Genomic DNA, 7,889 nt, shown 5'->3' with positions numbered 1-7,889 from the left:
TCTCCGCCGCCGTTCTGGTCAGCCCGGCCGATGCGCTGGCCTGGCTGACGCCGGGTGCCAAGCTCGGGCTGGCGGTTGGTTGCGGCATTCTTGCCGTCGCACTCGCCCTGCCGGCCACGCCGCGCTTGATGATCGCCGCGCTGGCACTGATGGCCGGTACGGTGCTGGTCAACCTGGCGCCGCCCAATCCCTATTCGGAAGCGGCGCTGGCCGTCTGGCGACAGGGGCACTTTCTCAATTTCAATGGCCTGACGCGCCTGGTCGCTACCCTATGGCCTTTCCTGACCCTGCCCTTCCTGTTTCTGACGACGCGCCGGACCTAGCCTGGCATGCCGACACCACCGAAGCGGCCGCCCAACGGCTGGGGGTTGATCACGCGGCCGGCCTGGATAATGACGAAGCTGCCGCCCGACTTACCCGCCACGGCCCCAACCGCCTGACGGCTCGCCCCGGCAAGCCGGCCTGGAAGCGTTTTGCCGACCAGGTCAGGCAACCGCTCGTGCTGGTACTGATCGCGGCCGGCACCATTACGGCCACCCTCGGCGAAGTCGTGGACGCCAGCGTGATTTTTGCCGTCGTGCTGGTCAATGCCCTCATCGGCTACTGGCAGGAGGCCAAGGCCGAAGGGGCGCTGGCCGCGCTGGCGCGCAGCGTCACCACCCCGGTCACCGTCCGTCGTGGAAGCCATCGCCAGCAGCTTGAAGCGACGCAACTGGTCCCCGGCGACGTTGTCATGCTCGCCGCCGGCGACCGCGTTCCGGCCGACCTCCGGTTGATTCAGCAGCACGAACTGCACACCGACGATTCGATGCTGACCGGCGAATCGCAGCCCGTCACCAAGAATATCGCCGCGCTGCCCGCCGACACCGTGCTCGCCGACCGCCTCAACATGGCCTACGCCGGCACCACGGTGGTGGCCGGGCAGGGCAGCGGGCTGGTCATCGCCACCGGCGACGCCACCGAAACCGGGCGCATCGCCGGCCTGATCGCCGCCGCACCCGATCTGGTGACGCCGCTGACGCGCAAGATGGCAACTTTTTCGAGCTGGCTGCTGTGGGCCATCGGCGGGCTGGCGCTGTTCACCGTTGGCGTCGGACTGGCCCGCGGCGAAACGGCCTTCGACATGTTCATCGCCGCCGTGGCGCTGGCCGTCGGCGCCATTCCCGAAGGTCTGCCGGCCGCCGTCACCGTCACGCTGGCCATCGGCGTCGCCCGCATGGCCAAACGGCGGGCCATCATCCGCCATCTGCCGGCGGTCGAGACACTGGGCAGCACGACCGTCATCTGTTCCGACAAGACCGGCACGCTGACCGAAAATGCCATGACCGTCCGCGTCCTGTGGTGCGCCGGCGAAGGCTATGCCATCGCCGGCCACGGCTACGCGCCGGAAGGCGCCATCAGCCACGACGAAATGCCGGCCGGCATCGACGGTGCGCTGCGCGAAGCCCTGATCGCCGGGGCGCTGTGCAACGATGCGTCGCTGCGCCACGAGCACGGCCAATGGAAGATCACCGGCGACCCGACCGAAGCCGCGCTGATCGTCGCGGCGCGCAAGGGCAAGCTCGACGAGCACACGCTGGGCGCGCTCTTCCCGCGTCGCGATGTCCTGCCTTTTGACGCCACCCGGCAATTCATGGCCACCGCCCACGATGGCGACGGGCAGGGCGTTGTCTACGTCAAAGGCGCCCTCGAACGGCTGCTGCCGCGATGCGTCGATCAGCTCTCGGCCAACGGCCAGCCGCTCCCCATCGACCCGGCGGCCATCGAAAAAATCGCCCACGCCTACGCCGAACAGGGCATGCGCGTGCTGTTGCTGGCCCGGAGAAATTTCAATTTTGGCCAAAATTTCCGGTTGACCGTGGAAGGCATCGAAAAGCTCACGCTGATCGGCCTCGTCGGCATGATCGACCCGCCGCGCAAGGCCGCCATCGGCGCCATCCGTAGCTGCCATTCGGCCGGTATCCGGGTCAAGATGATTACCGGCGACCACGCCGTCACGGCGCTCGCCATCGCCCGCCAGATCGGCCTCAATGCCGAAAAGGCCCTGACCGGTCGCGAGTTGGCCGGGCTCGACGCTGCCGCCCTGGGCGAAGCCGCCCACCGCGTCGACGTCTTCGCCCGTGTCGAACCGGAACAAAAACTGCGCCTCGTCGGCGCCCTGCAAGCGCGCGGCGAAGTCGTCGCGATGACCGGCGACGGCGTGAACGACGCGCCCGCCCTCAAGCAGGCCGACATCGGCATCGCCATGGGCCTGGCCGGCACCGAAGTGGCCAAGGAAGCGGCGGCCATGGTCCTCACCGACGACAATTTCGCCAGCATCGAGGCGGCCGTCGAGGAGGGCCGGGGCGTCTGGGACAACCTCGTGAAATTCATCACGTGGACGCTACCGACCAACTTCGGCGAAGGCCTGGTCATCGTCGCCGCCATCCTCTTCGGCGCCACGCTGCCGATCACCCCGCTGCAGATTCTGTGGATCAACATGACCACCGCCGTGTTGCTCGGCCTGCCGCTCGCCTTCGAGCCGATCGAGCGCGGCATCATGCGCCGGGCGCCGCGCCGACTCGACATGCCAGTCCTCGACACGGGCCTGATCCGCCGCATCGTTCTCGTCTCGGTCCTCCTGCTGGCGGGCGCCTTCGGCCTTTTCCTGCTCGAACTGAAGCAGGGCCACAGCCTGGCCGAAGCGCGTACCGTTGCCGTCAACGTCTTCGTCATGGTCGAAGCCGCCTACCTTTTCAACTGCCGCTCACTCACCCAGGGTTTCTGGAAACAGGGGCTATTTTCCAACCCGTGGATCTGGGCCGGCCTCGGCAGCATGGCCGCCCTGCAATTGACGCTAACCTATCTGCCGGTGATGAATCGGCTGTTCCAGACGGCGCCGATCGGGCTGGCCGAATGGGCGGAAATAATCGCGGTCGCCGTCCTCTGTTCGCTGCTCATCGGGACTGAGAAGCGGCTGTCCGCCAGCAAGACGGAGGCCTCCCGATGACGCCCCCTTGTCTGATCAACGCCTGGTCTGCCTGCGCAGCCGAGTTGCTCGGCTATCTGCGGCACCGCGTCAAACACATCGAGGATGCCGAGGAGGTGCGGCAGGAAGTGTTCATCAAGGCCATGCGTCAGGGGCCGCAGTTTTGCCGCATCGACAATCCGCGTGCCTGGCTTTTTCAGGTGGCGCGCAACACCCTGGCTGATCGCCTGCGCGTCGCGCGGGAACACCTGTCGCTGCCGGACGATCTGGTCGCGCCACAGGGCGATGAGCCGTCGCCGGTCGATGATCTCAGCCAGTGCCTGCCGCGGGTGCTTTCCGAACTGTCCGCGACGGATCGCCAGGCTATCCGCTTCTGCGATATCGCAGGCGGCTCGCAGCAGGAACTGGCGGATTTGCTCGGCCTGTCGCTGTCCGGCGCCAAATCGCGCCTGCAGCGCGCCCGCCAGCATCTGCGCGAGAAAATGGAAAGCGGCTGTCAGGTTCGCTACGACGAAGCCGGGACGGTTTGCAGTTTCACGCCGCGACCGCCGCTGCCGGACGAATGACACCTGGCGCACGGAACGGCGCTTTTTATCCCGGTAAATTCGTGTTGCGTCTTTTTTGTCGATGCGTCGTCTTCACCGGTGTGAACACCTTTGAGCAGAACCCGGAGCAAATCCATGAACACCGTTTCCGTCGCAACACCTGAGCGCAACAAACTGGTCCGCTGGCTGATCGGCATTTCCATTGCCACCGCCGCCTGGTTGTTTGCCTACAGCCAGCTCACGGCCTTGGCCGACTGGGTTGTCGACGTTCTCGGCCTGTCGCGGCAGACGCGTTTTGGCGAAGCCATTCATTTCTTCTTCTACGACAGCCCGAAGGTCGTCTTGTTGCTGACCGGCATCGTTTTCCTCATGGGCATCATCCAGACCTTCTTTTCGCCGGAACGGACGCGGGCAATGCTGTCCGGCAAGCGCGAAGGCGTCGGCAATGTGCTGGCCGCCTCGCTCGGCATCGTCACGCCTTTCTGTTCCTGCTCGGCCGTGCCGTTGTTCATCGGTTTCCTCTCGGCCGGCGTGCCGCTCGGCGTGACGTTCTCGTTTCTGATTTCGGCGCCGATGGTGAACGAAGTGGCGCTGGTCCTGCTCTTCGGCATGTTCGGCTGGCAAGTCGCTGCGCTCTATCTCGGCATGGGCCTGCTCGTCGCCATCGTGGCCGGGCTGGTCATCGGCAAGCTGAAGATGGAGCGTTATCTCGAAGACTGGGTGCAAAAAATACTCGGCGGGCAGAGCGCTCATCAGCCGGGCGAAACGCTTTCCTGGGTTCAGCGTTTCGAAGCGGGTGGCGCCCACGTGAAAGAGATCGTCGGCAAGGTGTGGCCCTACATTCTGGCCGGCATCGCGCTGGGGGCGGGCATCCACGGTTACGTGCCGGAAGATTTCATGGCCTCGTTCATGGGCAAGGATGTCTGGTGGGCCGTGCCCGCCGCCGTCGTCCTCGGCGTGCCGATGTATACCAACGCGGCCGGCGTCATTCCCATTGTCGAAGCGCTGATCGGCAAGGGCGCCGCGCTGGGCACCGTGCTCGCCTTCATGATGAGCGTCATCGCCCTTTCAGCCCCCGAAATGATCATCCTGCGCAAGGCGCTCAAGCCAACGCTGATCGCCACCTTTGCCGGTGTCGTGGCGTGCGGCATTCTCCTCGTCGGTTACGTTTTCAACTGGGTCCTGTAACCCATCCATCTCCCGAGAAAGGAAGCAGCATGAAAAACATCAAGGTTCTGGGCACCGGCTGTGCCAACTGCCGCAACACGATCGCCCTGATCGAAGCGGTCGCCAGGGAAAAGGGCGTCGCCGTGACGCTGGAAAAAGTCGAGGAGATGGCCGCCATCATTGGCTATGGCGTGATGTCCACACCCGGCGTGGTGATCGACGGCAACGTCGTTCACGCCGGTGGCGTGCCGTCACGAGGCAAGGTGGAAGGCTGGTTTTGAGGCTTCCACGGTCAACCGGAAATAACGGCCAAAATTGAAATCGGCCGCTCACCGGAATCCGTTCAGGACGAATTGTCCGTCTTCGGAATGATCCGGATCAGCACGATCCGCGGCCCGCTCATTTTCTTAACCACCGCGTCGAACAGGGGGAAGGAAATGCGCTGCCCCTCTTCCGGCAGGGCGCCCAATTGCTGCAGGATCAGACCGCCAACCGAGTCGACGCCAGATTCATCAATGTCGATGCCCAGGGTACGTTCGAGTGTGAAGATGGGCAGACTGCCCTTGCCAATCAGCGAACCGTCATCAAGCCTCGACCACTCGTTATGGGTCTGGCGGAATTCGTCGCGAATCTCGCCGACCAGCGCGCCGAGCAGGTTGTCGAGCGTGATGAAACCAATGGGACGACCGTCGTTATAGGCGACCACGGCAAAATGCGGCGCCCCCTGGCGAAAGCGGCGAAACAGCTCGGTGGCCGAAAGACTCGGTGAAACGACGATGACCGGCCGCACCAGTTTGTCCAGCGTGTTGAGGTCCGGATCCTTGCGCAGGGCGATGAAAATGTCTTTCAGATGGATGACACCCTTGGCATGACCATCCTCGGCCAGATAGGGATAGCGGCTGAAACGGTGCTGCACGATCCGCTCGAGGCTGACCTCGATGTCGTCGGTTTCCGATAGCGGCACGGCTTCGCTGAATGGCCGCATCAGGTCGGCCACTTCGAGGTCGCGGAAATCGAGCGCCTGGGCCAATACCCGCCACTCGTCCCCGGTGAAGTCGGCATTGGCTCGCGACGAACGGAGAATGACCTTGAGTTCTTCAGCCGAGTAGTGCGTGTCGTGCCCGGTATTCACATCCAGATTGACCTTGCGCAGAACCCAGTTGGCGCTGTGGTTCAGCACCCAGATGGCCGGATACATCGCCCAGTAGAAGGCATACAGCCCGGGCGCCGTCCACAGCCCGACCCTCTCGGTAACGCGGATGGCCATCGATTTTGGAGCCAGTTCGCCGACCACGATGTGCAGGTAGGAAATGATGAAAAAAGCGACGGCGAAAGCGATGCCGTGCACCAGCTCCTCACCTGCCACGCCGAGCGCATTGAGCAGCGGGCGCAGGAGATCGGCAAAGGCCGGCTCGCCAACCCAGCCAAGGCCGAGCGAAGCGAGGGTGATGCCGAGCTGGCAGGCCGACAGGTAGGCTTCCAGATCCTGATGCACCTTGGCCAAAATGCGACCACGCCAGCCGCGGGTCTTGGCAATCGCCTTGACCCGGCTTGGGCGCAGTTTTACCAGGCCGAACTCGGCGGCCACAAAAAAGCCGTTCAAAACGACAAGGGCAAGCGCCAACACAACCAGCAACAAACTATTACCCATATGCTGGGCACTTCGTGCCCCGTTCCTTTCAGTGAATTCGATGAACCCGATACTACCCCGTTGCGCCGCAAACACTGACCGGCGCAACCATCGACGCGCATTCCCACGGTCAACCGGAAAATTGGGCCAATTTTGAAATTCCCGGCTGCGTTCCACGTGAAACCGCCTCGCCTATAATGCAGGTCTGCACAGGAGACCCCGCATGAGCTACTTCAAACATCACGTATTCGTCTGCACCAACCAGCGCGAAGGCGGCGAGCAATGCTGCAACAACGTTGGCGGTTCCGATATGTTCGCCTACGCCAAGGACCGCATTGGCGCCCTCAAGCTGAACGGCCCCGGCGCCGTGCGCATCAACAAGGCGGGCTGTCTTGGCCGCTGCGACAACGGCCCGGTCATGGTCGTCTATCCGGAAGAAACCTGGTATTCGTTCATCGACAAGGATGACGTCGAGGAAATCATTCAGGAACACCTGATCGGCGGCAAAGTCGTCGACCGTCTGAAGATCTGAGCCATGCGCGTCATTGAAGAAAAAATACTCGTCGATGGCCCGGTCGGCCAGATCGAGGTCATCATGGAACGCCCGGATGCCCCCAAAGGCATCGCGCTGATCGCCCACCCCCACCCGATCGGCGGCGGCGCCAATACCAACAAGGTCGCCTACACGCTGGCCCGCACCTTTGTGGCGCTCGGCTACGCCGCTTTCCGCCCCAATTTCCGCGGCGTCGGCGGCACCGAGGGTGTGCACGATGAAGGCGTCGGCGAAACCGACGATCTGCTCGCCGTCCTCGAAGACGCCCAGCGCCGCTGCGGCAATCTGCCCGTCGCCCTGGCCGGCTTTTCCTTCGGCGCCTACTGCCAGACCCGCGTCGCCAAGCGCCTGAGCGAAGCCAATCACCCGGCCCAGCGCCTCGTGCTGGTCGGCACCGCCGCCGGTTTCATCGAAGGCACGCGCCAGTACGACACCGAAGCCGTGCCGCACGACACCATCGTCATTCACGGCTCGGCCGACGACACCGTGCCGCTCGCCAACGTCCTCACCTGGGCGCAACCACTCGACCTGCCGGTCATTGTCGTAGCCGGCGCCGACCATTTCTTCCACCGTCGCCTGCACCTCATCCGCGACATCGTGACCCGGGCATGGCGGCACTAGACGCCCGCAATCTGCGCAAGACCTACGGCGACAGCGAAGTCGTCGCCGGCCTGTCGTTCGCCGTCGAACCCGGCACCTGTTTCGGCCTGCTCGGCCCGAACGGCGCCGGCAAGACGACCACGCTGCGCCTCTGCCTCGGCCTGACCGAGCCGGACAGCGGCGACATCGTGGTCAACGGCCACGTCATTCCCGACGACGCCCAGGCGGCGCGGGCGCGCATCGGCGTCGTACCGCAATTCGACAACCTCGATCCCGATTTCACCTGCGCTGAAAACCTGCTCGTCTTCGGCCGCTATTTCGGGCTAAAGGACGCCGACAGCCGCGCCAAAATCCCGCAATTGCTCGAATTCGCCGGCCTGGCGAGCAAGGCTGACGCCAAGCTATCGACCCTCTCCGGCGGCATGA

At 64.2% G+C, this 7,889-nt stretch carries 8 protein-coding genes and 1 pseudogene; 8 read left to right on the top strand and 1 reads right to left on the bottom strand.

The window, feature by feature from the left end; translation table 11 throughout:
• The 5 genes and pseudogenes from ADADOO_RS17415 to ADADOO_RS17395 form a co-directional block, all read left to right on the top strand.
• Positions 1 to 323: pseudogene (locus tag ADADOO_RS17415) on the top strand (VanZ family protein); the annotation flags it as partial.
• Complete coding sequence (locus tag ADADOO_RS17410; RefSeq protein WP_511278782.1) at positions 272 to 2,989, top strand: cation-transporting P-type ATPase; 2,718 nt, start codon at positions 272 to 274, stop codon at positions 2,987 to 2,989. The pseudogene ADADOO_RS17415 and the gene ADADOO_RS17410, both read left to right, overlap by 52 nt.
• A complete protein-coding gene (locus ADADOO_RS17405; RefSeq protein WP_511278781.1) occupies positions 2,986 to 3,534 on the top strand; it encodes a sigma-70 family RNA polymerase sigma factor in 549 nt (182 codons plus the stop codon). Before ADADOO_RS17410 ends, ADADOO_RS17405 begins: the two co-directional genes overlap by 4 nt.
• Positions 3,535 to 3,648: 114 nt before the next feature.
• Entirely contained in the window at positions 3,649 to 4,701 is a 1,053-nt protein-coding gene (locus tag ADADOO_RS17400; RefSeq protein WP_511278780.1) for a permease, read from the top strand.
• Between the two features lie 29 nt (positions 4,702 to 4,730).
• Positions 4,731 to 4,961 (top strand): thioredoxin family protein, encoded by a 231-nt coding sequence (locus ADADOO_RS17395; protein ID WP_511278779.1) that lies wholly within the window; start codon positions 4,731 to 4,733, stop codon positions 4,959 to 4,961.
• A gap of 62 nt (positions 4,962 to 5,023) precedes the next feature.
• Here the strand turns inward: ADADOO_RS17395 and ADADOO_RS17390 are convergent, their stop codons facing one another.
• Complete coding sequence (locus tag ADADOO_RS17390) at positions 5,024 to 6,331, bottom strand: hemolysin family protein (RefSeq protein WP_511278778.1); 1,308 nt, start codon at positions 6,329 to 6,331, stop codon at positions 5,024 to 5,026.
• Positions 6,332 to 6,533: 202 nt separating this feature from the next.
• Here ADADOO_RS17390 and ADADOO_RS17385 point away from each other — a divergent pair, with 202 nt between their 5' ends.
• The 3 genes from ADADOO_RS17385 to ADADOO_RS17375 all read left to right on the top strand — a co-directional run.
• Positions 6,534 to 6,842, top strand: coding sequence for a (2Fe-2S) ferredoxin domain-containing protein (locus ADADOO_RS17385; protein ID WP_511278777.1), 309 nt, complete (start codon positions 6,534 to 6,536; stop codon positions 6,840 to 6,842).
• Between the two features lie 3 nt (positions 6,843 to 6,845).
• The gene (locus tag ADADOO_RS17380; protein WP_511278776.1) at positions 6,846 to 7,484 is read left to right on the top strand and encodes an alpha/beta hydrolase; all 639 of its coding nucleotides are present in this window, start codon (positions 6,846 to 6,848) and stop codon (positions 7,482 to 7,484) included.
• The coding region (locus ADADOO_RS17375) for an ATP-binding cassette domain-containing protein (protein ID WP_511278775.1) at positions 7,472 to 7,889 on the top strand (418 nt) is incomplete at its 3' end. The genes ADADOO_RS17380 and ADADOO_RS17375, both read left to right, overlap by 13 nt.

It is taken from the genome of Azonexus sp., assembly GCF_036170495.1.
In the GTDB taxonomy this organism is placed as follows: Bacteria; Pseudomonadota; Gammaproteobacteria; order Burkholderiales; family Rhodocyclaceae; genus Azonexus.
The sequence above is the reverse complement of the archived record's forward strand: the minus strand, read 5'-3'. Positions and strand labels throughout refer to the sequence as shown.